Raw genomic sequence first — 25,994 nt, forward strand, 5'->3', positions numbered from 1 at the left:
CACCAGGAGACACCCATGCCCGTCAGCCCGATCACCTTTTTTTTCGACTTCTCCTCGCCCTACGCCTATCTGGCGAGCACGCAGATCGAGGCCATCGCCGCGCAGCATCTGCGCGACATCGAATGGGTACCGATGCTGCTCGGGCCGGTGTTCCAGGCCACGGGGTCCAAACCCCTGATCGATCAGCCGCTCAAGGGCGATTACGCCCGCATCGACATTCCGCGTTCGGCGCGGTACTTGAGCGTGCCGTATGTCCACCCCGACCCGTTTCCGCTTGCGACTTACCAGGCCGCGCGGGTGCTCATCGGGCTGCAGCGCGAACATCCGGCGCAGGCGGTGCCGTGGCTGCATCGCTGCTTCGCGGCCTATTTCACGCAAAACCGCAACATCGCCGAACTGCCGGTCCTCCAGGCGCTTGCTGCCGAACAAGGTCTGCCGGCCGATACCGTGTCGCGTCACACGACCGACCCGGCCATCAAGGCCCAGCTCAAGGCCAACTGCGACCGCGCGCTGGAGGAGGGCATGTGCGGCGCACCGTTCATGGTGGTCGACGAGCAGCCTTTCTGGGGCGTGGACCGTCTGCCGCAACTCGCGCACTGGCTGCAGACCGGCGGTTTCTGAACGAATAGATGAACCGCGCACAGTCGCGGGCAACACACAGAGGAGACCCATCATGTCCGACACCGAAGTGCGCCTGCAAAGCTACGCTTGCGGCCGTACCGATCAGCCCCTCATCACCCAGACCCTGGGCGACTTTTTCGACGCCATGGCCGAACGGCAGGGCCTGCATGAGGCACTGGTCGTGCGCCATCAGGACGTGCGACTGAGCTATGCCGAACTCAAGCGCGAGGTCGATCGGCTGGCCAGCAGCCTGCTGCGCAGTGGCCTGCGCAAGGGCGACCGTGTGGGCATCTGGGCGCACAACAGCGTGGAATGGGTGCTGATGCAACTGGCCACCGCGCGCGTCGGCGTCATCCTGGTCAACATCAACCCGGCGTACCGCGTCGCGGAGGTCGAATACGCGCTGAACAAGGTCGGGTGCAAGGCGCTGGTGACCATGCCGTCGTTCAAGACCAGCGACTACCTGGCCATGCTGCGCGAGCTCGCGCCAGAGCTGGCGCACAGCACGCCGGGTGCGCTGCGCGCCGCGCGCGTGCCCGAGCTGCGGCTGGTCGTCCATCTGGGCGAGCAGCACGAGCCCGGAATGCTGCGCTTTGCCGACTGGATCGCGCAGGGCAGCGCAGACGACCCGGCAGTGGCGCAGGCCGCAGCCGGCCTGCGCGCGTCTGATCCGATCAACATCCAGTTCACCAGCGGCACGACCGGCTTTCCCAAAGGCGCCACGCTCACCCACAGCAACATCCTGAACAACGGCTATTTCATCGGCGAGGCGATGAAGCTCACCGCAGCAGACCGGCTGTGCATCCCGGTGCCGCTGTATCACTGTTTCGGCATGGTGCTGGGCAATCTGGCGTGCCTGACGCACGGCGCAACCATCGTCTACCCGAACGACGCGTTCGACCCGCTGGCAACGCTCCAGGCCGTGCAGGACGAAGCCTGCACCGGGCTGCACGGCGTGCCGACCATGTTCATCGCCATGCTCGACCACCCGCGCTTTGCCGAGTTCGACCTCTCCACGCTGCGCACCGGCATCATGGCCGGCAGCCCCTGCCCGACCGAGGTGATGAAGCGGGTGGTGCGCGACATGCATCTGTCCGAAATCACCATCGCCTACGGCATGACCGAAACCGCACCGGTGAGCTGCCAGAGTTCCACAGACACGCCGCTTGCCAAGCGGGTGAGCACGGTCGGGCAGGTGCAGCCGCATCTGGAAGTGAAGATCGTCGACCCGGCCACCGGCCAGACCGTGGCGTCCGGGCAGACCGGCGAACTCTGCACGCGCGGCTATTCGGTGATGCACGGCTACTGGGGCGACGAGGCCAAGACCCGCGAGGCGATCGACGCCGAGGGCTGGATGCACACCGGCGACCTGGCGACCATGGACGAGGAGGGCTATGTCAACATCGTCGGCCGCATCAAGGACATGGTCATCCGCGGCGGCGAGAACATCTACCCGCGCGAGGTCGAGGAATTTCTCTACCGCCACCCGATGGTGCAGGACGTGCAGGTGGTCGGCGTGCCCGACCCCAAATACGGCGAGGAACTGTGCGCCTGGATCATCCCCAAGCCGGGCGCCGCGCCGACCGAGGACGACATCCGCGCGTTCTGCCAGGGACAGATCGCGCACTACAAGATTCCGCGCTACATCCGCTTCGTGCAGAGCTTTCCGCTGACCATCACCGGCAAGGTGCAGAAGTTCAAGATCCGCGAGGCGATGCAGCAGGAACTCGGGCTGCGCCCGGCGCAGACCGCCTGACCGACCATGCCGACGCTCGACACCCAGATCGATCCGCGCAGCGCCGAGTTCGCCGCCAACGCGCAGGCGATGCAGGCGCTGGTCGATGACCTGCGCGCCCGACTCGCGCAAGCGGCGCAAGGCGGCGGCGAGGCCGCGCGCGCCAAACACACCGCGCGCGGCAAGCTGCTGCCGCGCGAGCGGGTGGCGCAATTGCTTGACCCCGGGTCGCCGTTTCTCGAACTCTCGCCGCTGGCTGCGCACGGGATGTACGACGACGCCGCGCCAGGAGCTGGGATCATCACCGGAATCGGCCGCGTGTCCGGGCGGCCGTGCGTGATCGTGTGCAACGACGCCACGGTCAAGGGCGGCACGTATTACCCGATGACGGTGAAAAAACACTTGCGCGCGCAGGAGATCGCGCGCGAAAACCGCCTGCCGTGCATCTACCTCGTCGATTCCGGCGGCGCCAACCTGCCCAACCAGGACGAGGTCTTCCCCGACCGCGACCACTTCGGCCGCATTTTCTACAACCAGGCGACGATGAGCGCCGAGGGCATCGCGCAGATCGCCGTGGTCATGGGCTCGTGCACCGCAGGCGGCGCGTACGTTCCGGCGATGAGCGACGAATCCATCATCGTCGCCAACCAGGGCACGATCTTTCTCGGCGGCCCGCCGCTGGTCAAGGCGGCCACCGGCGAGGAGGTCAGCGCCGAAGACTTGGGCGGCGGCGACGTGCACACCCGGCTCTCGGGCGTGGCCGACCATCTCGCCGCGAACGACGCGCACGCGCTCGCGATCGCCCGGAGCATCGTCGCGCGCTTGCCCCCGAGCGCGCGCGCCGCGCTCGACCTGCGCGCACCGCGCGACCCGCTCTACCCAGCCAGCGAGCTGTACGGCATTGTGCCGCGCGACGCGCGCAAACCGTTCGACGTGCGCGAGGTCATCGCCCGCATCGTCGATGCCTCGGCGTTCGACGAATTCAAGGCGCGCTTTGGCAGCACGCTGGTGTGCGGGTTTGCGCATCTGCACGGCATCCCGGTGGGCATCCTGGCGAACAACGGCATCCTGTTCTCCGACAGCGCGGTCAAGGGCGCGCACTTCATCGAGCTGTGCTGCCAGCGCCGCATCCCGCTGCTGTTCCTGCAGAACATCACCGGGTTCATGGTTGGGCGCAAGGCCGAGAACGAAGGCATCGCCCGGCACGGTGCCAAGCTGGTCGCCGCAGTGGCTTGCGCGCAGGTGCCCAAGTTCACCGTGATCATCGGCGGCTCGTTCGGCGCCGGCAATTACGGCATGTCCGGCCGGGCGTTTGGCCCGCGGCAACTCTGGATGTGGCCGAACGCGCGCATCAGCGTGATGGGCGCAGAGCAGGCAGCCAGTGTGCTCGCCACGGTGCGGCGCGACGGCATCGAGGCGCGGGGCGGCAGCTGGAGCGCGGAAGAAGAAGAGGCGTTCAAGGCGCCGATCCGCGCGCAATACGAGGCGCAGGGCCACCCGTATTACGCCACCGCGCGGCTGTGGGACGACGGCATCATCGACCCGGCCGACACCCGCCGCGTGCTCGCGCTGGGGCTGTCCGCCGCGCTGAACGCGCCCATCCCGCAAACCCGTTTCGGTGTGCTGCGCATGTGATGTGTAGGATTGATTCGTTCCGTACACATCGAGCGCCGATCATGCGAACCCATATCGACATCGACGATGGGCCGACAGTCTGATGCGCGCGCTGTCGCAGGTAAGCATGGGCGGGAGGCGCACGCAGTCCAGGCGGCGCGCCTCGACCGCCGGTTGCGCATGCAGGGTTGCTGCGTGCGCAGCCCGATCGATGTGCTGCTCGCCAGCTTTTGCATGACGCAGGGCCCTACCCTGCTGCGCTGCGACGCCGATGTCGGGGGTTTAATCGAGGGGTTCAAACTGGTGGGAGAAATCGACACATGGACGTCCTGAATCCGCTGGGTGCTTACTTCCAGACCCTGGCCCGCTATCACCTCTGGGCCACGCGGCGGCTGCTCGCCGAGCACGTCGCGCCGCTGCCCGAGGCCGACTACCGCCGCGACTGCGGGCTGTTTTTCAAGAGCATCCACGGCACGCTCAACCACCTGCTGGTGGGCGAAGGGCTGCTGTGGCAGCGGCGTTTCATCGACGGTGTCTCACCGAGTGGCATTGCGCTGGACGCCGAGGTCGAGCCCGACCGCGCGCGGCTGGCACAGCGTCTGCTGGATGTGGCGCAGGCCTGGCAGCCGTTCATCACGTCGCTGTCGCCCGAGCGCTTTGCATCGACGCTAGCCTATGCCACCAGCCGTGGCGAACCTGTCACCTCACCGTTCGCGCTGACCCTGGCGCATGTGTTCAACCATGCCACGCACCATCGCGGCCAGATCACCGCGGCGCTGACCGCGATGGGCCGCGCTGCGCCGGTGCTCGATCTGATCTACATGCTGCGCGAGGAGGCAGCATGAACGCGGCTGCCGCTGTTCGGGTGGAGCGCGCCGGGGTGGTGGCCACGGTCACGCTGAACCGCCCCGAGGTGCGCAACGCCTTCGACGCCGCGACCATTTCTGCGCTGCACGCGGCGTTCGTCGCGCTCGGCGAAGACCTGCAGGTGCGCGCAGTCGTGCTCGCCGCCGAGGGAGCGACGTTCTGCGCCGGCGCCGATCTGCGCTACATGCGGGAGATGGCGCAGTACAGCGAAGTGCAGAACCGCGACGACGCGCTGCAGCTCGCGCGCATGCTGCGCAGCGTGGCAGAATGCCCCAAGCCGGTGATCGCCCGGGTGCAGGGCGATGCGTTTGCCGGCGGTGTCGGGCTGGTGGCGGCCTGCGATCTGGCGGTGGCCGCATCCGCCGCGCGGTTTTGCCTGAGCGAAGTCCGGCTCGGGCTGATTCCGGCGACCATCATGCCGCATGTGCTGCGCGCCGTCGGCGCGCGCGCGGCGCAGCGCCTGACCCTGACCGCCGAGGTGTTCGACGCCGCCGCGGCGCAGCGCATCGGGCTGGTGCACGAGGTCGCTGCAGACGCCGCCGCGCTCGACGCCCAGGTGCACGCCTGGACGCAGGCGCTGCTGGCCGCATCACCGCAGGCGCTGGCCGCGGCCAAGCGGCTGCTCGCCGAGGTGGCGCATCATCCGCTGGGCGAGGTGCTGCTGGCCGACACCGCCGAGCGCATCGCGCAGGCCCGCGCCAGCAGCGACGGGCGCGAAGGCATCTCCGCCTTTCTGGAAAGACGCAAGCCTCTCTGGGCCGCACCCGGCCCGAACTGAACCGAACCGAACCCAACCGAACCGAATCCCGCCATGCACATGACCTCAGCCAACCCCTGGACGCCCGCGCGCATCGAAACCCTGCTCGACCTTCCGCTGCCCGAATTGCTGTGGCAGGCGCAGCAGGTGCACCGCGCGCATTTCGACCCGACCGAGGTGCAGCTGTCCTCGCTGCTGTCGATCAAGACCGGCGGATGTGCCGAAGACTGCGGCTACTGCCCGCAATCGGCGCATCACGACGTCGGCCTGAAGGCTGGCAAGCTGATGGACCTCGATCTGGTGCTGGCCAACGCCCAGGCGGCGAAGGACGCCGGGGCCACCCGCTTTTGCATGGGCGCAGCCTGGCGCGAGCCCAAGGATCGCGACATCGACGCGGTGGCGCGCATGGTCGAAGGGGTCAAGGCGCTCGGCTTGCAGACCTGCATGACCCTCGGGATGCTGCGCCCCGAGCAGGCGCGGCGCCTGGCCGACGCGGGGCTGGACTACTACAACCACAACCTCGACACCTCGCCCGCGTTCTACGGCCACATCATCACCACCCGCACCTATCAGGAGCGGCTCGACACCCTGCACCATGTGCGCAGCGCGGGCATGGCGGTGTGCTGCGGCGGCATCGTTGGCATGGGAGAGACGCGGGCCGACCGCGCCGCGCTGCTCGCCGAGCTGGCCAACCTCGACCCGTACCCCGAATCGGTGCCGATCAACGCGCTGGTGCGCGTGGCCGGCACTCCGCTGGAACACGCGCCCGACCTCGACCCGTTCGAGTTCGTGCGCACCGTGGCTGCGGCGCGCATCGTCATGCCGCGCGCCTGGGTGCGGCTGTCCGCAGGCCGCAAGGAGCTGGGCGACGGCATCCAGGCGCTATGCCTGCTCGCCGGCGCCAACTCCATTTTTTACGGCGACACCCTGCTGGTCACCGGCAACGCCGAGGTCGAGGCCGACCGCGCGCTGTTCGCCCGTCTGGGCTTGCGCGCCAGCGGCACGGCAGCGCCACAGCAGCCCCCTGCGGTGCGCCGCACCATCCCCGTGCAGCAAACCGCCTGAGGCCATCGATGCAAGCCCCCACCCTCGACACCCTGCAACTGCTCGCGCTGGCCGCAGCGCTGGGCTGGGCCAGCGGGCTGCGCGCCTTTCTGGTGATGTTCGCCGTCGGCGTCGCCGGGCTGGCCGGGTGGGTGCAACTGCCCGCCGGGCTGCAGGCGCTGGCCAGCCCGCTGGCGGTGGGCATCACCGGGGTTCTGGCCCTGCTCGAATTCGTCGGCGACAAGATTCCGGGCGTGGACAGCCTGCTCGACTTCATCTCCACCCTGCTGCGCATCCCCGCCGGGGCGGTGCTCGCAGCCAGCGTGTTCGGGCTCGATCACACCTTCGTCGCGGCGCTGGCGGCGGCCGCCGGAGGCAGCCTGGCCGCAGTGAGCCACGGCACCAAGCTGTCCACCCGCGCGGCGATCAACACCTCGCCCGAGCCGTTTTCCAACATCGGCGCGTCGTTCGGGGAAGACGCGCTGGTGCTCGGCGGGCTGTGGCTGGCCTGGCTGCACCCGGTGCTGTTTTTGCTCGCGCTGGCGCTGGTGCTGGCGGCGATGGTGTGGCTGGCGCGGCGCAGCTTGCACTTCGTGCGCGGGCTGCTCGGCCGCATGGTGCGCATGTTCAGCGGCAGGGGGGAAAGCGCGTCCCCGGTCACCGATGTGTCCTTTCGCGACAAGCGCTGAGTCACGCCTCAGGGAGCGCTCCATGTTCAACAAAATCCTGATCGCCAACCGCGGAGAAATCGCCTGCCGGGTCGCTGCCACCTGCCGGCGGCTCGGCATCCAGACGGTGGCGGTGTATTCCGAGGCCGATGCACAGGCCGCGCATGTCGCGGCGTGCGACGAGGCGGTGTGCATCGGCCCGGCCGAGGCGGCGGGCAGCTACTTGCGCGGCGAGCGCATCGTGCAGGCGGCGCGCGACACCGGCGCGCAGGCCGTGCATCCGGGGTATGGTTTTTTGAGCGAAAACCCGGATTTCGCGCGGCAATGCGCGCAGGCCGGGCTGGTGTTCGTCGGCCCGCCGCCCGAGGCGATGCAGGCGATGGGGCTCAAAGCCGAATCCAAGCGGCTGATGCAGGCTGCAGGCGTGCCGCTGGTGCCGGGCTACCACGGCGCAGAGCAGGACGACGCGCGGCTGGCAGCCGAGGCCGAGCGCATCGGCTACCCGCTGCTGATCAAGGCCAGCGCCGGCGGCGGCGGCAAGGGCATGCGCGAGGTGCAGGCGGCGGCAGACTTCGCTGCGGCGCTGGCGTCTTGCCGCCGCGAGGCGCGCAGCAGCTTTGGCAACGACGCGGTGCTGCTCGAGCGCCTGGTGCGCCACCCGCGGCATATCGAAATCCAGGTGTTCGCCGACATGCACGGGCATTGCCTGTGGCTGGCCGAACGCGACTGCTCGATGCAGCGCCGCCACCAAAAAGTGGTCGAGGAAGCTCCCGCGCCGGGGTTGCCGCAGGCGATGCGCGAAGCCATGGGCGCTGCCGCCGTGGCCGCGGCGCAGGCAGTGGGCTATGTCGGCGCGGGAACGGTCGAGTTTATCGTCGAGTGCGAGGAGAACGCCGTGCCGCAGAACTTTTACTTCATGGAAATGAACACCCGGCTGCAGGTCGAGCATCCGGTGACCGAGGCGATCACCGGGCTCGACCTGGTCGAGTGGCAGTTGCGCGTGGCCGCAGGCGAGCCGCTGCCGCTCGCGCAGGACGAGGTGCGCACGCGCGGCCATGCGATCGAGGCGCGGATCTATGCCGAGCATCCCGAAGCCGGCTTTTTGCCGTCGACCGGGGTGCTGCAGCGGCTGGCGCTGCCGCCGCATACCGCGTTCGGCGCGGCAGGCGAATCCGGTATCCGCATCGACAGCGGGGTGCGCGAGGGCGATGCGATCACGCCGTATTACGACCCGATGATCGCCAAGCTCATCGCCTGGGCGCCGACGCGCGAGCAGGCGCGGCTGCGGCTGCGGCAGGCGCTGGCGGCAACGCACATCGCCGGGGTGCAGACCAATGTGCAGTTCCTCCACCGCCTGCTCGGGCAGGAGGCGTTTGCCGCCGGGGTGGTCGATACCGGGCTGATCCATCGGCATCAGGACGCGCTCATGGCGCCGCCTGCGATCGCGCCGCAACTGGCGTGCGCCGCAGCGGTCGGCGCGCTGCTCGAGGACGAGCGTCAGGCGCAGGCCGACGATCCCTGGTCCGCCTGCGACGGCTTCAGCAACGGCGTGCTGCCGCCCCGCGCGTTCGTGTTCGACAGCCCCTGGGGCGAACTGCGCGGCGCGCTGCTCTACCCGCAGGCTGCGCAGCCGCTGCGTCTGCAGGCGCCGGGGCTGGATGCGCCGCAGCCCTTTGCCTGCAGCGCGCGCGCCGCGTCGGGCGCAAACGCGCGCGTGCTGGTGCTCACGCTGGGCGGGCAGCGCGCGCAGGTCGAGGTGGTGCGGCTGGGGGCTTCGGGGTTTGCTGTGTTCGCCGCAGGCGAGCAGGCGCTGCTGCAACTGCGCGCTGCCGATCTGGGCAGCGCGGCCGCGGTGCAGAGCGGCGGGCGGCTCACCGCGCCGATGCCCGGCAAGATCATCGCGCTGCATGTGCAGCCAGGTGAGACGGTGCAGGCGGGTGCGCCGCTGCTGGTGCTCGAAGCCATGAAAATGGAGCACACCCTGAGCGCGCCCTCGACCGGGCAGGTGAGCGCGGTGCTGCACGCCGTCGGCGACCAGGTCAGCGAAGGCGCGGAACTGCTGCGCATCACCGCACCGCACGCGCAGGAAGCGCAGACATGAGACTCGCCGTATGGGACCCCGACGAGCCGTTTCGCCGCTGGCGCGACGCGCTGATGCAGCACGCCAAGGAAAACGGGCTGGCGATCGACGTGATCGACGCCTGCGCCGACCGCGATGCGCAGGCCGAGTTCGCGCTGGTCTGGCGCCCCGAGGCCGAGTGGCTCGCCGGGCAGATGGGGCTGCGCGCGGTGTTCAACCTCGGCGCCGGGGTCGATGCCATCGCGCCGCTGCTGCACCGCCTGCACCCCGGCGTGCCGCTGATCCGTCTGGAGGACGCGGGCATGGGGCGGCAGATGGCCGACTACGTCGCCGAAGGCGTGCTGCACGCGTATCGCCGCATGCTCGACTATGCCGAGCAGCAGGCGCAGCAACACTGGCAGCCGCTGCCGCTGCCGCCGCGCGCCAGTTTCACCGTCGGCTTTCTCGGTCTGGGGCAGATGGGCGCAGCTGCCGCGCGGCGCGTGGCGGCGATGGACTTTCCGATCCACGCCTGCACCCGCAGCGGCCGCGCTGTCGCGGGGCTGAACTGCCAGGTGGTCGGGCTGGGCAGCCTGGACGAATTTCTCGCGCAGACCCGGGTGCTGGTGGTGTTGCTGCCACTGACCGCCGACACCCGCGGGCTGCTCGACTACGCTGCGCTGAGCCGCCTGCCGCAGGGCGCGCACCTGATCAACGCCAGCCGGGGTGCGGTGGTCGATCAGGCCGATCTGCTCGATCTGCTGCAGTCCGGGCACCTGGCCAGCGCCTTGCTCGATGTGTTCGCCACCGAGCCGCTGCCGGCAGACGATCCGCTGTGGCGCCACTCGCGGGTGCGCATCACCCCGCATGTGGCGGCGCAAACCCTGGTCGGCCCGTCGGCAGCGCAGATCGTGCGCAAGATCGCCGCGATCGAGCGCGGCGAATCGCCCGGCGGCGTGGTCGACATGCGGTTGGGGTATTGAACCGGAGACACGCCATGCATTCCCTGAACGACTTGCCCAAATTCGTCGAAGTGGTCGAGGTCGGCCCGCGCGACGGCCTGCAGAACGAGGCCAATCCGGTGCCCGCCGCGGTCAAGATCGACCTGATCGACCGGCTGTCCGCCGCAGGGATGCCGCAGATCGAGGCTGCGGCCTTCGTCTCGCCCAAGTGGGTGCCGCAAATGGCCGGAAGCGCCGAGGTGATGGCGGGCATCCGCCGCCGTCCCGGCACGCGGTATTCCGCGCTGGTGCCCAATCTCAAAGGCATGGAGGCGGCGCTCGCCGCCCGCGTGGACGAGGTCGTGGTGTTCACCGCGGCAAGCGAGGCGTTTGCGCAGAAAAACATCAACTGCTCGATCGCCGAATCGATCGAACGCTTCCGCCCGGTCGCACACGCGGCGAAGACCGCCGGGGTGCGGCTGCGCGGCAGCATTTCCGTGGCGCTGGGCTGTCCGTACCAGGGTGAGGTTCAGCCGGCTGCGGTGGTCGACGTGGTGCGGCGCCTGGCCGATCTGGGCTGCGACAGCATCGACATCGCCGACACCATCGGCGTGGGCACGCCCGGCGCGGTGCAGGCGGTGTTCGACGCCGCGTCGCGGGTGTTTGCGCTCGCGCGGCTGGCCGGGCATTTCCACGACACCTATGGCCAGGCGCTGGCCAATGTGCTCGCCGCGCTGCAACTGGGCGTGGCGAGCTTTCATTCCTCGGTCGCCGGGCTGGGGGGCTGCCCTTACGCCAGGGGCGCCACCGGCAATCTCGCCACCGAAGATCTGCTCTACCTGCTGCACGGCCTGGGCATCGACACCGGGGTCGATCTGCGCGCGGTGGTGCAGACGGGCGACTTCATCACACGCGCCATCGGCCGCCCGAACCACAGCCGCGCCGGCCGCGCGCTGCTGGCCAAGTGGGCCGCCGAGCAGGGCAACGGCACCAGCGTCGCCTGCGCCGCATGAGCCACGCCATGCCGCCCCGCGCCATCGGCCACCCGAGCGCATCGGTGCAGCGGGTGATCGACGCGCTGGCCGCGCTCGGCCATGCCGAGCCGCCGGTCCTGCTCGACGCCGCGGCGCGCACTGCGCAGCAGGCCGCTGATGCGCTCGGTGTGCAGCTCGGGCAGATTGCCAAGTCCATCGTGTTCCGCCATGTGGACAGCAACCGCGCCGTGCTCGTGGTCTGCGCCGGGGATCGGCGGGTGGACGAGCGCGCCGTGGCCGCGCAGGTGGGGCGGCTCGCACGCGCCGATGCCGATTTTGTGCGCACGGCCACCGGCTTTGCCATCGGCGGGGTCAGTCCGGTGGGGCATGCCCAGCCGCCGATCGCGCTGATCGACCAGAGTCTGTGGCGCTTTGCCCGCATCTGGGCCGCGGCGGGGCATCCGCATGCGGTCTTTGCGCTGCGACCCGACGATCTGCCGCGCTGGCTCGGTGCTGCGCCCAGCGCCGTCACCCGCCCCGTCTGACATGGCCGTGCCGTCCCCCTGCATCAATGTCTGCACCGTCGACGAAGCGCGGGGGCTGTGCCGTGGCTGCCTGCGTACCCTGGACGAAATCGCGCGCTGGAGCAGCATGAGCGAGCAGGACAGGCTGCAGGTCTGGCGCCAGATCCGGCTGCGGCAGCAGGCCGGCGGCACGGCAGGGGAGGCGCCCGGCGCGGGCCGGACGCCGCCTGCCGCGGCATAGAATCCACCCCCTGCACAAAAAAGCGGCAGCCGGATCCACGGGCCTGCTGCGCTGCGCACGCCGTCCCGCCATGACCCAACCCGCTGCCCCCGCCGACTCCGCGCCTCTCGATGCGCTGTCGCGGCTGCGCGCGCCGCTTTGGCTCGGGCGGCATGTCTTGCCCAACCGCGTGTTCGCCGCGCCGATGGCCGGGGTCACTGACCGGCCGTACCGGCGCCTGGCGCGGCAACTCGGCGCCGGGTATTGCGTGAGCGAAATGATCACCGCGCGGCCCGATCTGCGCGACAGCCTCAAGACCGCGCGCCGCGCCAACCACGACGGCGAGGCCGCGCCGGTCGCGGTGCAGATCGTCGGCACCGACCCCGAGCAGATCGCGCACGCCACCGCGTACAACCTCGCGCGCGGTGCGCACATCATCGACATCAATATGGGCTGCCCGGCGAAAAAGGTCTGCAACCGCTGGGCCGGGTCGGCGCTGATGCAGGACGAAGACCTCGCCGCGCGGCTGGTCGAGGCCGCGGTGGCGGCAGCCCGCCCGTTCGACGCGCCGGTCACGCTCAAGATGCGCGCCGGCTGGTGCGCCGCGGCGCGCAACGCCCCGCGTATCGCCCGGCTGGCCGAGGCCGCAGGGGCGGCGATGATCGTGGTGCACGGCCGCACCCGCGAGCAGGGCTATGGCGGGCAGGCGGAGTACGACACCCTTGCCGAGGTCAAGCGCATCGTCTCCATTCCCGTGGTGGCCAATGGCGACATCGACTCGCCGCAAAAGGCCGCTGCAGTGCTGCAGCACACCGGCGCCGACGCAGTGATGGTCGGCCGCGCGGCGATGGGGCGCCCCTGGCTGTTCGGCCAGATCGCCGCGTTTGTCGAGCGCGGCGTGCTGCTGCCCGACCCGCCGCCCGAGCAGTGGCGCGACTGGCTGTTCGCGCATCTGGACGATCACTACGCGCTGTATGGCGAGGCCGCCGGGGTGCGCACCGCGCGCAAGCATGTGGGCTGGTACGTCGCCAATCTGCCGGGCGGCGCGGCGTTTCGCCAGTATTTCAACACCCTGCAGACCGCCGCCGAGCAACTGACCGCGCTGCGACGCCTGCTCTGCGGGGCGCTGCCTTCCCTCCCTCATCCTCTTGCCGCCGCATGAATCCGCAACGCAAAACCCTCGAACAATGCGTGATCGAAAGCCTGGAGGGCTATTTCCGTGATCTCGGCGGTTCCGAGCCGCACGGCATTCACACCATGGTGATGCAGGCGGTGGAAAAGCCGCTGCTGGCCACCGTGATGCGCCATGCGGAAGGCAACCAGTCCCTGGCTGCGCGCTGGCTGGACATCAACCGCAACACCCTGCGCAAAAAACTCGCCGAACACAAGCTGCTCTGATCCGCCCCTCTTTTCTTCCTTCGAGACTTCCATGCAAGCCCTGATTTCCGTTTCCGACAAGACCGGCGTGCTCGACTTCGCCCGTGAACTGCACGCCCTGGGTGTGCGCCTGCTGTCCACAGGCGGCACCGCCAGGCTGCTGCGCGATGCCGGTCTGCCCGTGCTCGAGGTGGCCGACTACACCGGCTTTCCCGAAATGCTCGACGGCCGGGTCAAGACCCTGCATCCCAAGGTGCATGCCGGTCTGCTGGCGCGGCGCGACTTGCCCGAGCATGTGGCGCAGACCGCGGCGCACGACCTGCCGGCGATCGACATCCTCTGCGTCAACCTCTACCCCTTCGAGGCCACGGTGGCCAAGCCGCACAGCCTTGCCGATGCGATCGAGAACATCGACATCGGCGGCCCGGCGATGGTGCGCTCCGGCGCGAAGAACCATCAGCATGTCGCGGTGGTCACCGATCCGGCCGACTATGCCGTGGTGGTGGAGGAACTGCGCGCCGCCGGCAGGGTCAGCGATGCCACGCGCTTTCGCCTCGCGGTTGCCGCGTTCAACCGCATCGCGCAATACGACGCGGCGATCTCCAACTACCTGACGGCGCTGCAGGACGACGGCACGCGCAGCGACTTTCCCGCGCAGCTCAACCTCACGTTCACCAAGCAGCAGGATTTGCGCTACGGCGAGAACCCGCACCAGCGCGCCGCGTTCTATGTCGCGCCAGGCGCGCGCGAGGCCAGCATCGCCACCGCGCGCCAGCTGCAGGGCAAGGAGCTCTCGTACAACAACATCGCCGACGCCGATGCCGCGCTCGAGTGCGTCAAGCAGTTCGCCGACGGGCCGGCGTGCGTGATCGTCAAACATGCCAACCCCTGCGGCGTGGCGTACGGCGACACGCTGCTGGCCGCATACGACCGCGCCTACGCCACCGACACCGAGTCGGCCTTCGGCGGCATCATCGCGTTCAACCGCGAACTCGACGCCGACACCGCGCGTGCGATCGTCGAGCGTCAGTTCGTCGAAGTCATCATCGCGCCCGCGGTGTCGCAGGAGGCACTTGCGGTGTGCGCGGCGAAGAAAAACGTGCGTCTGCTGGCCTGCGGCAGCTGGGACGCGCAGCCGACGGCCCGGTTCGACGCCAAGTGGGTCAACGGCGGCCTGCTGCTGCAGGATGCCGATCTTGCCTTGCACGGCGAGCTGCAGATCGCCAGCCAGCGCCAGCCCACCGAGGCCGAGCTGCGCGACCTGCTGTTCGCCTGGCGCGTAGCCAAGTTCGTCAAATCCAACGCCATCGTCTATGCCAAGGATCAGCGCACCATCGGCGTCGGCGCGGGCCAGATGAGCCGGGTGAACTCGGCGCGCATCGCCGCGATCAAGGCCGAGCACGCCGGGTTGCCGGTGGCCGGCGCGGTGATGGCGTCCGACGCGTTCTTCCCCTTCCGCGACGGCATCGACAACGCCGCGCAGGCCGGCATCACCGCGGTCATCCACCCCGGCGGGTCGATGCGCGACGCCGAGGTGATCGCCGCCGCCAATGAACACGGCATGGCCATGGTGCTGACCGGCATGCGGCACTTCCGGCATTGAGCCGACGCGGCGCATGCGCATCCTCGGCATCGATCCCGGCCTCAACACCACCGGCTATGGCGTGGTCGATGCGCAGGGGCAGCGCCTGGGCTATCAGGCCAGCGGGGCGATCCGCATTCCCAAGGGCACGTTGCCCGAGCGGCTGAAAACCCTGTTCGACGGCGTGAGCACGGTGGCGCGGCAGGCGCAGGCGGACGTGGCGGTGGTCGAGATCGTGTTCGTCAACGTCAACCCGCAGTCCACGCTGCTGCTGGGGCAGGCGCGCGGCGCGGCCATTGCCGCGCTGGTGGCGCAGGGCTTGCCGGTGGTGGAGTACACCGCGCTGCAGCTGAAAAAATCCATCGTCGGCTACGGCCGCGCGAGCAAGACGCAGATGCAGGAGATGGTGGCGCGGCTGCTGGCGCTGCCCGGCCAACCGGGGCCGGACGCCGCCGACGCGCTCGGGCTGGCGATCTGCCATGCGCATGCGCAGCGCGGGCTGGCGGCAGTGCTGGCTGCGGACTACGCGCCCAAGGCTGCACGGCGGGGCAAGGCCGATACGCTCAGCGCGGCCCAGTTGCGCGGCATGCGCACGCGGGGCGGACGCTTGATCGGCTGATGGCTTGCTGCGATGGCTGTCGCATTTTCTTACACGCCGTGCGCGCTTCTTGCAGGAACATGCAGCCTGCTGTTTTTCAAGGAGCTGCCCATGTCTGCATCACTGCGATTCACCGGATTCTCTCTGGCACTGTTCGCCGGTCTGGGGCTGCCAGCGCATGCGGCGGAGCAGCGCGTGGTCATCGGCGTGGCGGTGCCACTGTCCGGCCCGCTGGCCGCCAGCGGTCAGGACGCGGTCAACGGCGTGCAGATGGCGCTGAACCAGCTCAACGCCCAGCACGCCACCATCGGCGGCAAGCCGGTGCGCTGGGCGATGGACGCGGAAGACGATCAGGGTCTGCCCACGCAGGCCACGCTGGTGGCGCAGAAGCTGGTGGACGAGGGCGTGAGCGGCGTGGTTGGCCACCAGACCTCGGGCTGCACCTTTCCGGCGGCGCGCATCTACAGCCAGGCCGGCATCCCGCAGATCACCCCGTCGTCCACCGCGCCGAAGATTGCCGAGCAGGGTTACAAGACCTTTTTCCGCATGATCGCCAACGACAACGCGCTGGGCGCCGGGCTGGCCGAGTACGCGCACGACACCCTGCATGTGCAGCGCGTGGCGGTGGTGGACGACCGCACTGCCTACGGCCAGGGCCTGGCCGATGTGTTCTCCGCCACGGCGAGGAAGCTCGGCATGGAGGTGGTGGACCGGGAATACACCGACGACAAGTCCAGTGACTTTTCCGCCATCCTCACCCGCATCAAGGCGGACCATCCGCAAGTGATCTTCTACGGCGGCATGTACAGCCAGGCCGGACCGCTGGTGCGGCAGATGCGGCAGATCGGCATGACGGCGCGGCTGATGGGTGGCGACGGCATCTGCGCGCCCATCATGGCCAAGGTGGCGGGCGATGCGGTCAACGGCACCCTCTGCGCGCAGGGCGGCGCGCCATTGTCGGAGCTTCCCAGGGGCAAGGCGTGGAAGGCGCGCTATGACGCCGAGTTCGGCGCCGCGGCTTTCCAGCTCTATTCCCCCAACGCCTATGACGCTGCGATGGTGCTGGCACACGCCATGATGAAGGCCGGGTCGAGCAACCCCAGGGTGTATCGCAAGGACATCCGCCACATCGACGACGACGGCGTGACCGACAGCGACATCCACTTCACCGCGACCGGCGAACTGGTCGATCCGAGCATCACCCTGTCGGAGTTCAAGGGCGGGGTCAAGGTGCCGCTGGCGGTGGAGCGGGTGCGGTAGATGCTTGGCCGCCGCGCGGCAGGTCAGACGTTCTGTTCGGCTTCCAGATACGCCAGGCTGATGTACTTGCCGATGTTGTTGTCCCAGCCGGCGGTGTCCTTGGCCTTGGAAGCCACGCGCGGGTCGGCCTTGGCCGCGGCGATGGCGGCATCCGGCCCGGCCATGTCGCGCGCGGCCTTTTGCGCATGCTCCCAGATCGCGGCAAACAGCTCGCGCTGCCAGGTCATCACCTCCTGCCCCGCATGGCCGTGGCCGGGCAGCCAGTTGCTGCCGGGGATGTTCTTCTCCAGCGCGGCCATGTAGGCCAGGCTGCCGGGGTAGGAGCCCTCGTCCATGTTGGCGATGCGCCGGTTCATCATCACGTCGCCGACATAGGTGAGCTTGTCCTGCACCACCTCGATGCACACGTCCGACGGCGTGTGCGCGGTGCCGTAGTGGTGCGCGCGCAGGGTGACGTCGCCGAAGTCGAACACGTCGCCGTGCTTCACATCGCGGTTGGGTGCGACGATGCGCGTGCCCGCGCTCGACTGATTGGTCCACTTGAGCATGGCCTGCTGCCACTCGGTGCCGGTGGCGCCCAGAATCTGCTCGCGGGTGTGGGGCATGGCGTAGATCGGCAGATCCTGGCCATAGGCACTGGCGAAGGCATCGTTGCCCAGCCAGTGGTCGCCGTGGTAGTGCGAGTTGAACACCGCGACCACCGGCTGATCGGTGAGCTTGCGCAGCTGGCGGATCGCCATTTCGCCAATCTGCACCGAGGCGCCGGAATCGAGGATGACCAGGCCCTTGGCCGTCTTGACCGCAGTGATGTTGCTCATCATGCCCTGATTGCTCTCGGTCGGAAAGCCGTCGGCGGCGTAGATCACATGCACATGCTCGGACAGGCGGGTGAAAGGCACGTCGGGTACCTTCGGGCCGCGGATGAAGTCGACCGCATCGGCAGCGAATGCCGCAATGTGCGGCGCGGCGGCGCCTGCTGCGGCCAGACTGGCAGCAGCCACGCCCCAGCCCAGAAGGTGGCGGCGTTGCAGGTTGAAGGTGGGGCGGAGCGGGGCGGGCGGCATGACAATCTCGAACATTTGGATACAAATCGAGATTGTGCGCCCGAATGCCGCATGAAAACGCCCAGGGTATACCCGAACAGCCCCAAGGCGCGCGGAACGGCGGCCTCGGACACGCGCGCCGCCGCGAGGCGGCAATCCCGTGTTTCAGAACCCGTCGGTGGAGGTGAACAGCCCGACGCGCAGATCCTTGGCGGTATAGATTTCGCGGCCGTCCACCAGCATGGTGCCATCGCCGATGCCCATGACCAGTCGGCTGTTGATCACGCGCTTGAGATCGATGCGGTACTGCACCAGTTTGGCTGTGGGCAGCACCTGACCGGTGAACTTGACCTCGCCCACGCCCAGCGCGCGGCCGCGTCCCGGACCGCCCATCCAGCCGAGATAAAAGCCCACGAGCTGCCACATCGCATCCAGCCCCAGGCAGCCGGGCATCACCGGGTCGCCCTGGAAGTGCACGCCGAAAAACCACAGGTCGGGGCGGATGTCGAGCTCGGCCAGCATCTGTCCCTTGCCGTAGGTGCCGCCCTCGTCGGTGATCAGGGTGATGCGATCCATCATCAGCATCTCGCGCAGGGGCAACTGCGCATTGCCGGGGCCAAACAAGCGGCCTTCGCCGCAGGCGATCAGATCGTCTTTGCTGTAGGAGGAGGGTCGGGTCATGGGAGAAGCCACAAAGGAATCCGCGAATGTTAGCGGCTGCTAAAGTTTGCCCATGATCGGACGACTGCACGGCACCCTGCTCGACAAATCCCCCCCGCAGATCCTGCTCGACGTGGGCGGTGTGGGCTACGAGGTGGACGTGCCCATGAGCACACTCTACGACCTGCCGGCAGTCGGCCATGGCGTGACCCTGCTGATCCACACCGTCATTCGCGAGGATGCGCATCTGCTCTATGGCTTCGCCACCGCTGCGGAACGCGCCACTTTCCGCGAGCTGCTCAAGATCAGCGGCATCGGCCCGCGCATCGCGCTGGCGGTGCTCTCGGGGCTCAGCGTTGCCGAGATCGCGCAGGCCGTCACCCAGCAGGACACGGCCCGCTTCACCCGTGTGCCCGGCATCGGCAAGAAGACCGCCGAGCGCCTGCTGCTCGAGCTCAAGGGCAAGCTCGGCGCCGATCTGGGCGCTGGCGCATCTGCCGCTGCGGCGGGCAGCACCTCCGACGTGCTGCAGGCGCTGATCGCCCTGGGCTACTCCGAACGCGAGGCGGCTGCCGCAGTGAAGGCCCTGCCCGAGGGCTGCAGCGTGGACGACGGCATCCGCCAGGCACTCAAGAGCCTGGCGCGGTAAGTGGTTTTCCAGGCAGCAAAGGTAAGCAGACGGTATCGTCTGCAACCGAATGTTGCGGTGCGCGGCGCCGTCACGCAACCGACATTTGCACCTCCAAGAATGCCGGTCATCGCTTGGCGCAGCAGATCTGCACGCAAGCGATCGTTCACATCATTCAGGGAGTTCTCCATGTTGCGCAAAACACTCTTGGCCACGGCTGCCATCGCGGCCATCGCCGCCAGCCTAGCCGCCTGCGGCGGCGGCTCAACTTCTGCCGCCACCGTGCCCGGCACCAACTACACCGCCGCGCGTGCCTTCACCACGGCGACGCCGATCAAGCATCTGGTCGTGCTGTATCAGGAAAACGTGTCCTTCGACCACTACTACGCCACCTACCCGAACGCGACCAATCCGACAGGGGAGCCGGTGTTCAGCGCCAAGGCGGGCACGCCGACGCCGAACAATCTGGTGCGGGCCAATCTGCTGACCGGCAACCCCAACTCCACCCAGCCCTTCCGCCTCGATCGCAGCCAGGCCGCCACCGCCGACCAGAACCATGCCTATACCGCCGAGCAGCAGGCCTACGACAACGGTGCGGCGGACAAGTTTCCCGAGTTCACCGGCAAGGGCACCAGTGGCGGTCCAGGCGCATTCGGCACCACCGGCCAGGTCATGGGCTATTTCGACGGCAACACGGTGACCGCCATGTGGAACTATTCACAGAACTTCGCGATGAGCGACGATGCCTATACCGACACCTACGGCCCGTCCACCCCCGGCGCGCTCGAAGCGGTGAGCGGCCAGACCAACGGCATGCTCATCGGCGCCACCAGCAAGCAGCCGTTCACGCTGAGCAAGTATTCGTACTACGTCAACGACGGCCAAGGTGGCTACACCATGATCAACGACGTCGATCCGTCGGGCGACATCTGCTCCAGTGCCACCGACAACGTGTCCATGTCGGGCAAGAACATCGGCGACCTGCTCAACGCCGCCAACGTTTCCTGGGGCGGTTTCATGGGCGGGTTCAATCTGGGCGTGACCAATCCGAATGGCACCACGGGCTGCAAGCGCAGCACCTTCTCGCCAGTCGTCAATTCCACCGTGGGCGACTACATCCAGCACCACAACTGGTTCCAGTATTTCAAGAGCACGGCCAACCCCACCCACGCACGCCCCAGTTCCACGCTGGCCATCGGCCATACCCTCGAGACCGACGGCAAGACCCCCGATCCGGCGAATCACGAATACGGCCTGCAGGACTTTTTCGCTGCGGTGAAGGCCGGCAACATGCCTGCAGTGGCCTACCTCAAGGCCCCGGCCTTCGAGGACGGCCACGCCGGGTATTCCGACCCGCTGGACGAACAGGCATTTGTCACGCAGGTGGTCAACTTCCTCGAACAGCAGCCGCAGTGGAGCAGCACCGCGGTGGTCGTCACCTGGGACGACTCGGACGGCTGGTACGACCATGCCTACGCCAATCCCACCAGCCCCTCGTTCGACGGCCAGGCCGACCAGTTGAATGGCTCGGGCGTCTGCGGCAAGGGCACGCCGCCGGGTGGCGTGAACGGCAAGCCGGTCAACGGCCGCTGCGGCCCCGGCACCCGCATTCCCTTCCTCGTCATCTCGCCGTGGGCCAAGACCAACTATGTGAGCAACACGCCGATCAGCCAGGCGTCGATCGTGCGCTTCATCGAGGACAACTGGCTGGGCGGCCAGCGCCTGGGCGGCGGTTCATTCGACGCCACGGCCGGTTCGCTCAACGATCTGTTCAACTTCAGCCAGGCCGCAGGCACCAAGACCTATCTCGACCCGGTACAGGGCACGGTGCTGAGTCAGCCCCCTGCAAACAGCCTGACACCGGTGTTCAACGTTTCGCTGTTCAGCCAGCAGAGCTGATGCAGACCGAGGCTCCGGCCCTTTTCACCGCCCCCCTCCCCATGCACGAGGCCGGGGCGGCAGCGAGGACAACCCGCTCCCGCTGGCTGCGCCGCATGGCTGTGGGCGCGGCCTTATCGCTCGCCTGCGCCGCTGCGGGTCTGGCCTGGGGTGTGCACAGTCAGCCGTCCATCCCGCCGATCGACTGGCTGCTGCATCCGGTGCGCAGCAGCATCTACGCGCTCGGCGGCAACCCGCATCCGGTGCGCCTCGTTCTGCCGCAACAGCAGCCCTTGTCCGCCGTGGCGCAGCTCGGCCGGGCCTTGTTCTTCGACACCGCGCTGTCGGCGTCGGGCAAGCAGTCGTGCGCGTCCTGCCATGATCCGGCAAACGGTTACAACCCGCCGCCGGGCCGCCCCAAGGCGGGTTTCACCCCCTTGGGGGGCAGCGAGCCGATGGCGAGCGTGGGGGCGCAGCAGTCCCCGCCACCGGGCGGCGGGCCGGTGATGCTGGGCGGGCCGCAGTTGACCTCGCCCGGCTATCGCCTGCCGCCATCGCTGGCCTATCTCTATCGCCAGCAGAATTTCTCCATCGGACCCGACAACGAGGAGAACGAGACCACCACCCTGCAGCAGTTGGTGCAGCGCGGAAACAGCGCAGCGCGCACCACCAAGACCGCCGCCGCCACTGCGCAGGCGGCGCAGAACCTCGTGCCGCAAGGCGGTCTGTTCTGGGATGGACGGGTCGATACGCTGCAGCAGCAGGCGGGCGGGCCGCTGTTCAACCCGGTGGAGATGGATGCGGGCACGCCGCAGCGGGTGGCGGCGATCATCGAACGCCAGCCCTATGCACGCAACTTCGTGCAGCTCTTCGGCCCCAATGTGTTCGGCAGCCCGCAGCAGGTCGTGGCCGAGGCGCAGTTCGCGATCGCCCGCTATGAAATCGAGGCCCCGAGCTTTCACGCCTTCAACAGCAAGTTCGACGCCTGGCTGCAGGGCAAGGCGCGGCTGGCGCCGCAGGAGATGCGCGGCTATCTGGCCTTCAATGACGTGAAAAAGGGCGATTGCGCCGCCTGCCATCTGGACAAGCCGACCCGGGACGGCCTGCCGCCGCTGTTCACCGATACGCAGTACGAGGCGCTGGGCGTGCCGCGCAACCCGCATCTTCCGGCCAACCGCGACCCGCACTATGTCGATCTCGGCCTGTGCGGACCGTTCCGTGCCGATCTGAGGAATCAGACGCAGTATTGCGGCATGTTCCTCACCCCCACGCTGCGCAACGTGGCGCAGCGGTCAGTGTACTTCCACAACGGGGTCTATCACACGCTGCAGCAGGTGCTGGATTTCTACGACTTCCGCGACGTGCAGCCGCAGAAAATCTATCCGGTCGGTGCGGACGGCAAAGTGCAGAAGTTCAACGATCTGCCAGCGCCCTACCGCGCCAATGTGGACGTGACAGATCCGCCCCTCAACCGCAAGCGGGGTGATCAGCCCGCGATGACCGCGCAGGACATGCGCGACATCATTGCCTTCCTGCGCACGCTCAACGACGGCTACACGCCCCTCAAGCCAGCGTCGTGAGGGCGCTCAGGCCGCCAGGGCCGGTGGGTTCAGGCGCTCCATCATGCTGGCGAACACGCGCCGCAGATTGGGCGCCGCCTGGCCATGGAGATGCGAGCACAGCGCACCCCGAGGAGAAATCCAGTGCAGGGTGCCCAGGCGGCGGATGGCGAAGCCGCGCTGATGCGCGCCTTGCACGATGACCCAGTCGGCGCCCTCCTGCTCGTGCAGCAGCACGCGGCCCAGGGCGGCTGCGATGGCCTGGACCTGTTGCGGGGTCAGCGTGTGCGCGGGGAACTGCTCGATCACCCGCTGGAGAATGGGCAAGTCCTGCAGGGTGCCGCTGAGCCAGTGACCCGCGCAACAGGCCTGCGCCAGCCGGTCGGCCTCCTGCAGTGCCTGGGTGAGTTGTTGGACATCCGGCGGTTCCAGATTGAAAAGGCGCATCACACCCTCCTGAACAATGATCGAATCCAGCTTGTACGCTGGCGACCATGACGAAACAAGCGCAACCATTCAAAAATCCTCGGGTATCCGGGTCAGGCGGCGAGTTTGCCCAGTTGCGCTTTGCCGCCGACTTTGGCGACATGGAATTGCTCACGGCGCGTTATCTCGACCATCGATTTGCGCCGCATGTGCACGACAGCTATGTGATTGCGCTGATCGAGGACGGCGTGGAGCGTTTTTGCTGCGGCCGTGCAGCGCAGGTGGCACCGGCCAGCAGCGTCATCGTCATTCCGCCCGGAGAAGTGCACGATGGCCGCCGTGGGTGTGAGGCGGGCTGGGCCTACCGGGTGTTCTACCCGCATCCGGCCTTGCTGGCCGAACTCATGGCCGAGCTGCGCGCGGGCGACGGTCGGCAGCCGGTTTTCGATCAGGTGGTGTTCGATGATCCGGCCCTGTTCCGGGCCTTGCGGGGTTTGCATGTCGCACTGCATGCGTCTGACGATGCCTTGCTGCGTGCCGGTGTCTGGCGCGAGGCGATGGCGCCGCTGCTGCGCCATGCCGGTGTGCGAGAGCCCGCAACCGGGCGGGAGGATCAGGCGGTGCGGGTTGCGCAGGGCATGCTGCGCGCCGATCTCACCGCCACCCTGACCCTCCACGCGCTGGCGCATGAAGTGGGTCTGAGCCCCTGGCATCTCAACCGCGTGTTTTCGCGCACCGTGGGTCTGCCGCCGCATGCCTGGCGCAACCAGTGGAGGCTGGCGCAGGCCAAGCGCCTGTTGCGCGGCGGGCAGAGCGCGGCTGAGGTGGCGGCCAGCCTGGGCTTTGCCGACCAGTCGCATCTGCACCGGCTGTTCAAACGTGCGTTCGGCGTCACCCCCGGCGGCTACGCACCGCGCAAGAACGTCCAAGAACAGGCGGGCGCGTGCCGGTAATCTGTCGGCATGTGTGCCATGCCCTCTCCTTCCGACCGCCAGACACTGGACCGAACGACCGAACTGCGCCACGGTGCGCGTGACACTCTGCCGCTGCTGCTTGGCGCCGCGCCGTTCGGGCTGATCTTCGGCGCGCTGGCCGCGAGCAGCCCGCTGGGCATTGTGGGCGCGCTGGCCATGTCGGCGCTGGTGTTCGCCGGGTCGGCGCAGTTCATCGCCCTCAGCCTGCTGGCCAGCGGTGCCAGTGGGCTGGTCGTGGTGTTCACCACGCTGGTGGTCAATCTGCGGCATCTGCTGTATTCGGCCAGCCTGCAGCCGCAGGTGGCGCGCCTGCCGCAGCGCTGGCGGATGCTGCTGGCGTTCTGGCTGACCGATGAAACCTATGCCGCCGTGCACCACCGCTACGCCCGCGACGACGGCGCGCCGTTCAAGCACTGGTACACCGCGGGTTCGGGCGCGGCCATGTATGTCAACTGGCTGGGCTGGACGGCGGCGGGCGCGTGGCTGGGCCAGGCCAGTCCGGCCCTTGCTCAATTGGGCCTGGAGTTCGCCCTGGTGGCCACGTTCGTGGGCATCGTCGTGCCCTTGTTGCGCGAGCGGCCGAGCCTTGCGGTGGCGCTCACCTCGGCGGCGGTGGCATTGCTGGCGCGCGGCCTGCCCTACAAGCTCGGCCTGCTGTGCGCCGCGCTGGCCGGGGTGCTGGTTGGGGTGTGGAGGGATGGGCGAGATGCCGCGCGTTCGGCGCCGACGATGCGAGGCACGCCATGACTTGGGCAGGCTGGGCCGTGATCGTCGGCATGGCGGCGGTGACCTTTCTGATCCGCTACACCCTGTTCGGGCTGGGCGGACGCCTGCAGTTTTCGCCGCGCGTGCGGCAGGCGCTGCGCCATGTGCCGGTGGCCGTGCTGACCGCCATCGTCGTGCCCATGGTGTTGCTGCCGGACGGGCAGCATTGGGACGTGAGCTGGCGCAATCCGTGGCTGGCGGGCGCCGTGGCCAGCGCCGCGCTGGCGCTGGGTACGCGCAGGCTGCTGGCCGCCATTGCCGGTGGCATGGCGGTGTATCTGCTGTGGCGCTTCGGTCTGGGCCTTAGGCAACACTGAACAAGTCCCTTGCGCGCTGCGCATCCGGCCTGCGGTCGGTCTGCTGCGTTGCACATCCTCGCCATAGCGACGGCTATGGCTGTGGTGTGCGCCTTGCATCCCATCCCGCAGCCCGGCGCGCATCATCACAAGGACTTATGCAGTGTTGCCCTTACTTGATCGACGCCAGCTTCTTCTCGACTTCTTCCTGCGGCAGCGCGCCTTCCATGCGGTCGCCGTCCATGAAGATCAGCGTGGGGGTGGAAGAGATGCCGAGCTTTTCCGCCAGTTGCACATTGGCCTTGAGTGGATCGACGCAGGTCGCTGCGGCCTTGGGCGGCTGTACCTGATTGTTCATCCAGTCGAGCCAGGTCTTGCTGCGGTTGGGCGTGCACCAGATGTCACGCGCCTGCTGCATGGATTCGCGGCGGATGATGGGCACCACGAACACATGCAGCGTGACGTTGCTCATCTTCTCCAGCGTGGCTTCCATCTTGTGGCAGTACGGGCAGTACGGGTCTTCGAAAATGGCGATCTGGCGCTTGCCGTTGCCGAACACCAGCGGGAACGAGTCCTTGAACGGCAGGTCTTTCCAGTTCACCCGGCGCAGGTCGTCGATGCGCGCCTTGGTGATGTTGGTCTGGGTCTTGGTGTCGAAAATCTCGCCGGCAAACAGGAACGTGGCCTTGGCATCGGTGTAGAAAATCTTGCTGCCGACATCGACTTCATACAGCCCGGCGTAAGGCGTCTTGATGATCTTGGCGCTGGCGGGCAGGCCGGGCATGGCCTTTTCGAGAGCGGCGCGGGTGTCGGCCAAGGTTTGTGCCATCGCGGGAACGGACAGGGCGGCGAGCGACAGTGCGGCCAGACGCAGGACGCGCAGCACGGAGCGGGAGAGCAGGGAGTTCATGAATGCGGTTTGCG

28 protein-coding genes are annotated in these 25,994 nt (G+C 68.3%); 24 read left to right on the forward strand and 4 right to left on the reverse strand.

The features are described from left to right. The first annotated feature begins 15 nt into the window (after positions 1-15). The 18 genes from AC1ZQA_RS01950 (at position 16) to AC1ZQA_RS02035 (ending at position 16,841) form a co-directional block, all read left to right on the forward strand. The gene (locus AC1ZQA_RS01950; protein WP_482678163.1) at positions 16-621 is read left to right on the forward strand and encodes a DsbA family protein; all 606 of its coding nucleotides are present in this window, start codon (positions 16-18) and stop codon (positions 619-621) included. 52 nt (positions 622-673) lie between these two features. Next, positions 674-2,377 carry an AMP-binding protein gene (locus tag AC1ZQA_RS01955; RefSeq protein ID WP_482678164.1) on the forward strand — a complete coding sequence of 568 codons (1,704 nt, stop codon included), beginning with the start codon at positions 674-676 and terminating at the stop codon, positions 2,375-2,377. Positions 2,378-2,383: 6 nt separating this feature from the next. Then, the gene (locus tag AC1ZQA_RS01960; RefSeq protein ID WP_482678165.1) at positions 2,384-3,991 is read left to right on the forward strand and encodes a carboxyl transferase domain-containing protein; all 1,608 of its coding nucleotides are present in this window, start codon (positions 2,384-2,386) and stop codon (positions 3,989-3,991) included. 66 nt (positions 3,992-4,057) lie between these two features. After that, positions 4,058-4,303 (forward strand): PIN domain-containing protein, encoded by a 246-nt coding sequence (locus AC1ZQA_RS01965; RefSeq protein ID WP_482678166.1) that lies wholly within the window; start codon positions 4,058-4,060, stop codon positions 4,301-4,303. Further along, the gene (locus AC1ZQA_RS01970; protein WP_482678167.1) at positions 4,291-4,815 is read left to right on the forward strand and encodes a DinB family protein; all 525 of its coding nucleotides are present in this window, start codon (positions 4,291-4,293) and stop codon (positions 4,813-4,815) included. The genes AC1ZQA_RS01965 and AC1ZQA_RS01970 overlap by 13 nt, the downstream gene beginning before the upstream one ends. After that, complete coding sequence (locus AC1ZQA_RS01975; protein ID WP_482678168.1) at positions 4,812-5,615, forward strand: enoyl-CoA hydratase-related protein; 804 nt, start codon at positions 4,812-4,814, stop codon at positions 5,613-5,615. Before AC1ZQA_RS01970 ends, AC1ZQA_RS01975 begins: the two co-directional genes overlap by 4 nt. 33 nt (positions 5,616-5,648) lie before the next feature. Beyond that, positions 5,649-6,659 carry a biotin synthase BioB gene (bioB, locus tag AC1ZQA_RS01980; protein ID WP_482678169.1) on the forward strand — a complete coding sequence of 337 codons (1,011 nt, stop codon included), beginning with the start codon at positions 5,649-5,651 and terminating at the stop codon, positions 6,657-6,659. Positions 6,660-6,667: 8 nt separating this feature from the next. After that, entirely contained in the window at positions 6,668-7,327 is a 660-nt protein-coding gene (locus AC1ZQA_RS01985) for a DUF4126 domain-containing protein (RefSeq protein WP_482678170.1), read from the forward strand. Positions 7,328-7,349: 22 nt separating this feature from the next. Next, positions 7,350-9,407, forward strand: a complete 2,058-nt coding sequence (locus AC1ZQA_RS01990) for an acetyl/propionyl/methylcrotonyl-CoA carboxylase subunit alpha (RefSeq protein WP_482678171.1) — start codon at positions 7,350-7,352, stop codon at positions 9,405-9,407. Continuing rightward, a complete protein-coding gene (locus AC1ZQA_RS01995; RefSeq protein ID WP_482678172.1) occupies positions 9,404-10,348 on the forward strand; it encodes a 2-hydroxyacid dehydrogenase in 945 nt (314 codons plus the stop codon). Before AC1ZQA_RS01990 ends, AC1ZQA_RS01995 begins: the two co-directional genes overlap by 4 nt. Before the next feature lie 14 nt (positions 10,349-10,362). Beyond that, a complete protein-coding gene (locus tag AC1ZQA_RS02000) occupies positions 10,363-11,319 on the forward strand; it encodes a hydroxymethylglutaryl-CoA lyase (protein ID WP_482678173.1) in 957 nt (318 codons plus the stop codon). Next, complete coding sequence (locus tag AC1ZQA_RS02005) at positions 11,316-11,825, forward strand: YbaK/EbsC family protein (RefSeq protein WP_482678174.1); 510 nt, start codon at positions 11,316-11,318, stop codon at positions 11,823-11,825. The genes AC1ZQA_RS02000 and AC1ZQA_RS02005 overlap by 4 nt, the downstream gene beginning before the upstream one ends. A gap of 1 nt (position 11,826) precedes the next feature. Continuing rightward, positions 11,827-12,045, forward strand: a complete 219-nt coding sequence (locus AC1ZQA_RS02010; protein ID WP_482678175.1) for a DUF1289 domain-containing protein — start codon at positions 11,827-11,829, stop codon at positions 12,043-12,045. Between the two features lie 70 nt (positions 12,046-12,115). Next, on the forward strand, positions 12,116-13,186 hold the full coding sequence (dusB, locus tag AC1ZQA_RS02015) for a tRNA dihydrouridine synthase DusB (protein WP_482678176.1): 1,071 nt from the start codon (positions 12,116-12,118) through the stop codon (positions 13,184-13,186). Beyond that, on the forward strand, positions 13,183-13,422 hold the full coding sequence (locus tag AC1ZQA_RS02020) for a helix-turn-helix domain-containing protein (RefSeq protein ID WP_482678177.1): 240 nt from the start codon (positions 13,183-13,185) through the stop codon (positions 13,420-13,422). The genes dusB and AC1ZQA_RS02020 overlap by 4 nt, the downstream gene beginning before the upstream one ends. A gap of 31 nt (positions 13,423-13,453) precedes the next feature. Next, on the forward strand, positions 13,454-15,004 hold the full coding sequence (purH, locus tag AC1ZQA_RS02025) for a bifunctional phosphoribosylaminoimidazolecarboxamide formyltransferase/IMP cyclohydrolase (RefSeq protein WP_482678178.1): 1,551 nt from the start codon (positions 13,454-13,456) through the stop codon (positions 15,002-15,004). A gap of 13 nt (positions 15,005-15,017) precedes the next feature. Then, positions 15,018-15,602 (forward strand): crossover junction endodeoxyribonuclease RuvC, encoded by a 585-nt coding sequence (gene ruvC, locus AC1ZQA_RS02030; protein WP_482678179.1) that lies wholly within the window; start codon positions 15,018-15,020, stop codon positions 15,600-15,602. 90 nt (positions 15,603-15,692) lie between these two features. Next, positions 15,693-16,841: a branched-chain amino acid ABC transporter substrate-binding protein gene (locus AC1ZQA_RS02035; protein WP_482678180.1), complete on the forward strand. Its 1,149-nt coding sequence runs from the start codon at positions 15,693-15,695 to the stop codon at positions 16,839-16,841. Positions 16,842-16,864: 23 nt separating this feature from the next. Here AC1ZQA_RS02035 and AC1ZQA_RS02040 read toward each other — a convergent pair whose 3' ends face one another. Beyond that, the gene (locus AC1ZQA_RS02040; RefSeq protein ID WP_482678181.1) at positions 16,865-17,905 is read right to left on the reverse strand and encodes an MBL fold metallo-hydrolase; all 1,041 of its coding nucleotides are present in this window, start codon (positions 17,903-17,905) and stop codon (positions 16,865-16,867) included. Between the two features lie 144 nt (positions 17,906-18,049). Beyond that, on the reverse strand, positions 18,050-18,565 hold the full coding sequence (gene fabA / locus AC1ZQA_RS02045; RefSeq protein WP_482678182.1) for a 3-hydroxyacyl-[acyl-carrier-protein] dehydratase FabA: 516 nt from the start codon (positions 18,563-18,565) through the stop codon (positions 18,050-18,052). A gap of 52 nt (positions 18,566-18,617) precedes the next feature. On the opposite strand from fabA, the gene ruvA reads away from it, so the two are divergent. The 3 genes from ruvA to AC1ZQA_RS02060 all read left to right on the forward strand — a co-directional run bounded on the left by ruvA (position 18,618) and on the right by AC1ZQA_RS02060 (position 22,630). Then, positions 18,618-19,193, forward strand: a complete 576-nt coding sequence (gene ruvA, locus AC1ZQA_RS02050; protein WP_482678183.1) for a Holliday junction branch migration protein RuvA — start codon at positions 18,618-18,620, stop codon at positions 19,191-19,193. Positions 19,194-19,361: 168 nt separating this feature from the next. Beyond that, positions 19,362-21,071, forward strand: coding sequence for a phospholipase C (locus AC1ZQA_RS02055; protein ID WP_482678184.1), 1,710 nt, complete (start codon positions 19,362-19,364; stop codon positions 21,069-21,071). A gap of 41 nt (positions 21,072-21,112) precedes the next feature. Beyond that, entirely contained in the window at positions 21,113-22,630 is a 1,518-nt protein-coding gene (locus AC1ZQA_RS02060) for a cytochrome-c peroxidase (RefSeq protein ID WP_482678185.1), read from the forward strand. 6 nt (positions 22,631-22,636) lie between these two features. On the opposite strand, the gene AC1ZQA_RS02065 is transcribed toward AC1ZQA_RS02060, so the two are convergent. Then, positions 22,637-23,056 (reverse strand): DUF3806 domain-containing protein, encoded by a 420-nt coding sequence (locus AC1ZQA_RS02065; RefSeq protein WP_482678186.1) that lies wholly within the window; start codon positions 23,054-23,056, stop codon positions 22,637-22,639. A 47-nt stretch (positions 23,057-23,103) separates the two neighbouring features. Between AC1ZQA_RS02065 and AC1ZQA_RS02070 the strand changes: the two genes are divergently transcribed. The 3 genes from AC1ZQA_RS02070 to AC1ZQA_RS02080 are packed head-to-tail and all read left to right on the forward strand — an operon-like array spanning position 23,104 to position 25,091. Next, entirely contained in the window at positions 23,104-23,988 is an 885-nt protein-coding gene (locus AC1ZQA_RS02070; RefSeq protein WP_482678187.1) for a helix-turn-helix domain-containing protein, read from the forward strand. A gap of 18 nt (positions 23,989-24,006) precedes the next feature. Then, positions 24,007-24,756, forward strand: coding sequence for an AzlC family ABC transporter permease (locus AC1ZQA_RS02075; protein ID WP_482678188.1), 750 nt, complete (start codon positions 24,007-24,009; stop codon positions 24,754-24,756). Continuing rightward, positions 24,753-25,091 (forward strand): AzlD domain-containing protein, encoded by a 339-nt coding sequence (locus AC1ZQA_RS02080; RefSeq protein ID WP_482678189.1) that lies wholly within the window; start codon positions 24,753-24,755, stop codon positions 25,089-25,091. Before AC1ZQA_RS02075 ends, AC1ZQA_RS02080 begins: the two co-directional genes overlap by 4 nt. Before the next feature lie 151 nt (positions 25,092-25,242). Here the strand turns inward: AC1ZQA_RS02080 and AC1ZQA_RS02085 are convergent, their stop codons facing one another. Next, positions 25,243-25,980 carry a DsbC family protein gene (locus AC1ZQA_RS02085; RefSeq protein ID WP_482678190.1) on the reverse strand — a complete coding sequence of 246 codons (738 nt, stop codon included), beginning with the start codon at positions 25,978-25,980 and terminating at the stop codon, positions 25,243-25,245. Between the last annotated feature and the right edge of the window lie 14 nt (positions 25,981-25,994).

This window comes from Thiomonas sp. DCM-2 (genome assembly GCF_056820905.1).

Excerpts from the sequence above, each read along its gene's own strand:
- bioB (WP_482678169.1), top strand. The coding sequence starts at position 5,649 with ATGCACATGACCTCAGCCAACCCCTGGACGCCCGCGCGCATCGAAACC.
- AC1ZQA_RS01965 (WP_482678166.1), top strand. The coding sequence starts at position 4,058 with ATGGGCCGACAGTCTGATGCGCGCGCTGTCGCAGGTAAGCATGGGCGG.
- AC1ZQA_RS01950 (WP_482678163.1), top strand. The coding sequence starts at position 16 with ATGCCCGTCAGCCCGATCACCTTTTTTTTCGACTTCTCCTCGCCCTAC.
- AC1ZQA_RS01970 (WP_482678167.1), top strand. The coding sequence starts at position 4,291 with ATGGACGTCCTGAATCCGCTGGGTGCTTACTTCCAGACCCTGGCCCGC.
- AC1ZQA_RS02080 (WP_482678189.1), top strand. The coding sequence starts at position 24,753 with ATGACTTGGGCAGGCTGGGCCGTGATCGTCGGCATGGCGGCGGTGACC.
- AC1ZQA_RS01990 (WP_482678171.1), top strand. The coding sequence starts at position 7,350 with ATGTTCAACAAAATCCTGATCGCCAACCGCGGAGAAATCGCCTGCCGG.
- AC1ZQA_RS02000 (WP_482678173.1), top strand. The coding sequence starts at position 10,363 with ATGCATTCCCTGAACGACTTGCCCAAATTCGTCGAAGTGGTCGAGGTC.
- purH (WP_482678178.1), top strand. The coding sequence starts at position 13,454 with ATGCAAGCCCTGATTTCCGTTTCCGACAAGACCGGCGTGCTCGACTTC.
- AC1ZQA_RS01995 (WP_482678172.1), top strand. The coding sequence starts at position 9,404 with ATGAGACTCGCCGTATGGGACCCCGACGAGCCGTTTCGCCGCTGGCGC.
- dusB (WP_482678176.1), top strand. The coding sequence starts at position 12,116 with ATGACCCAACCCGCTGCCCCCGCCGACTCCGCGCCTCTCGATGCGCTG.
- AC1ZQA_RS02005 (WP_482678174.1), top strand. The coding sequence starts at position 11,316 with ATGAGCCACGCCATGCCGCCCCGCGCCATCGGCCACCCGAGCGCATCG.
- AC1ZQA_RS01975 (WP_482678168.1), top strand. The coding sequence starts at position 4,812 with ATGAACGCGGCTGCCGCTGTTCGGGTGGAGCGCGCCGGGGTGGTGGCC.
- ruvA (WP_482678183.1), top strand. The coding sequence starts at position 18,618 with ATGATCGGACGACTGCACGGCACCCTGCTCGACAAATCCCCCCCGCAG.
- AC1ZQA_RS02055 (WP_482678184.1), top strand. The coding sequence starts at position 19,362 with ATGTTGCGCAAAACACTCTTGGCCACGGCTGCCATCGCGGCCATCGCC.
- AC1ZQA_RS01960 (WP_482678165.1), top strand. The coding sequence starts at position 2,384 with ATGCCGACGCTCGACACCCAGATCGATCCGCGCAGCGCCGAGTTCGCC.
- AC1ZQA_RS01985 (WP_482678170.1), top strand. The coding sequence starts at position 6,668 with ATGCAAGCCCCCACCCTCGACACCCTGCAACTGCTCGCGCTGGCCGCA.
- ruvC (WP_482678179.1), top strand. The coding sequence starts at position 15,018 with ATGCGCATCCTCGGCATCGATCCCGGCCTCAACACCACCGGCTATGGC.
- AC1ZQA_RS02040 (WP_482678181.1), bottom strand. The coding sequence starts at position 17,905 with ATGCCGCCCGCCCCGCTCCGCCCCACCTTCAACCTGCAACGCCGCCAC.
- fabA (WP_482678182.1), bottom strand. The coding sequence starts at position 18,565 with ATGACCCGACCCTCCTCCTACAGCAAAGACGATCTGATCGCCTGCGGC.
- AC1ZQA_RS02020 (WP_482678177.1), top strand. The coding sequence starts at position 13,183 with ATGAATCCGCAACGCAAAACCCTCGAACAATGCGTGATCGAAAGCCTG.
- AC1ZQA_RS02010 (WP_482678175.1), top strand. The coding sequence starts at position 11,827 with ATGGCCGTGCCGTCCCCCTGCATCAATGTCTGCACCGTCGACGAAGCG.
- AC1ZQA_RS02065 (WP_482678186.1), bottom strand. The coding sequence starts at position 23,056 with ATGCGCCTTTTCAATCTGGAACCGCCGGATGTCCAACAACTCACCCAG.
- AC1ZQA_RS02070 (WP_482678187.1), top strand. The coding sequence starts at position 23,104 with ATGACGAAACAAGCGCAACCATTCAAAAATCCTCGGGTATCCGGGTCA.
- AC1ZQA_RS01955 (WP_482678164.1), top strand. The coding sequence starts at position 674 with ATGTCCGACACCGAAGTGCGCCTGCAAAGCTACGCTTGCGGCCGTACC.
- AC1ZQA_RS02060 (WP_482678185.1), top strand. The coding sequence starts at position 21,113 with ATGCACGAGGCCGGGGCGGCAGCGAGGACAACCCGCTCCCGCTGGCTG.
- AC1ZQA_RS02075 (WP_482678188.1), top strand. The coding sequence starts at position 24,007 with ATGCCCTCTCCTTCCGACCGCCAGACACTGGACCGAACGACCGAACTG.
- AC1ZQA_RS02085 (WP_482678190.1), bottom strand. The coding sequence starts at position 25,980 with ATGAACTCCCTGCTCTCCCGCTCCGTGCTGCGCGTCCTGCGTCTGGCC.
- AC1ZQA_RS02035 (WP_482678180.1), top strand. The coding sequence starts at position 15,693 with ATGTCTGCATCACTGCGATTCACCGGATTCTCTCTGGCACTGTTCGCC.